The following is a 1,224-nucleotide window of genomic DNA, read 5'->3' as shown; positions in this document are numbered from 1 at the left end:
ATTCTTTAGGGGATAGGTGGTTTAATTTTTCTTGAATTCGCACACAATTGTAGTAATGAATGTATTCTAGCACAATCTTTCGCACAGTTGTGTTGGATACTTTTGTTATCTTTTGTGAATAGAAAGCTTCACTTTTTAAATGACCAAAGAAGCTTTCCATGACGGCATTATCATGGCAATTTCCTCTCCGGGACATGCTGGTGATCATGCCGTTTTCTTTGGCATACGCTTGAAATTCTTTTGCTGTATAAATACTTCCTTGATCTGAGTGAAGAAGGACATCTTTTACTTTTCGCCCTCTCATTGCTTGTTTTAATGTCTTCATCGCTAATGTCAGTGTTTGTGATTCGCTGATGACACAACTAATAATTTCACGATTAAAGGCATCCATAATCGTTGATAAATACAAGGTACGCTCTCCAAATAAGAGATACGTCACATCCGTAAACCACTTTTCATTTGGTCTGGATGCATCGAATTGGCGCTCCAATCGATGAGGGGCTACCATTGGCTCCGCACCATTGATATATTTCTTTTTCTTTCGACGTACTTTTGAAAGAATGTGATTTTGTCTCATGATTCGTAATACTTTTTTATGATTGACACACAGTCCCATTTTTCGAAGAGTAGCGGTCACTCTTCGATATCCATACCGGAATTTATGCCTAAGACAAACGTCCTTTACTTTCTCTTCTATACCATCTTTCAAATCTTCCGTTCGTTGTAACCAACGATAAAATGTGGAACGGGGTAATTCTAATACGTTACACAATTCTTTTACCGTTATTTTTGTTTTTACATTTTCCCATAAAGCAACTACAGTTTCTGGTTTCAGCCCCTTTCGATTTCCAGATACTTTCCCCATACAAGTAATTTTGTTTTTAGATGTTTATTTTCTAAACGTAGCTGTTCTAATTCACTGAGCTCTTTTGGTCCTTTTCCATAAGAATATTGTTTTCCTACAGGTTGTTGAAAACGATACGTTTGATCTGTACGATACCATTTCATCCATGTCTTAATTTGGGAAACATTTTTAATTCCGAGTTTCTCCATAATTGTACGATTTGAATAGCCGTCTTTCTTCATTTCAATCACTTTCCACTTTGTTTCTTCTGGGTAATGAACTCTTGTCTTCAAACGAAAAACACCTCCAATGAATTTGCATACTTAGTATGCGAATTCAGGAGGTGTTTTTTTCATGTACCACTATTCGGGTTCACTTCA

General features: G+C 36.5%; 1 protein-coding gene. It reads right to left on the bottom strand.

Features of this window, described 5'->3' with window-relative positions; translation table 11 throughout:
• Positions 1 to 1,137 (bottom strand): IS3 family transposase gene (locus tag MR143_RS32630; protein WP_242281300.1). Its coding sequence is split into 2 segments (ribosomal slippage), with 1,138 coding nucleotides annotated over them: positions 1 to 885 and positions 885 to 1,137; the frame shifts between segments, so codons are not numbered across the junction. This gene is flagged as partial in the annotation.
• Between the last annotated feature and the right edge of the window lie 87 nt (positions 1,138 to 1,224).

Source organism: Bacillus cereus group sp. BfR-BA-01347 (assembly GCF_022663835.1).
GTDB classification, from domain to species: Bacteria; Bacillota; Bacilli; order Bacillales; family Bacillaceae_G; genus Bacillus_A; species Bacillus_A thuringiensis_K.
The sequence above is the reverse complement of the archived record's forward strand: the minus strand, read 5'-3'. Positions and strand labels throughout refer to the sequence as shown.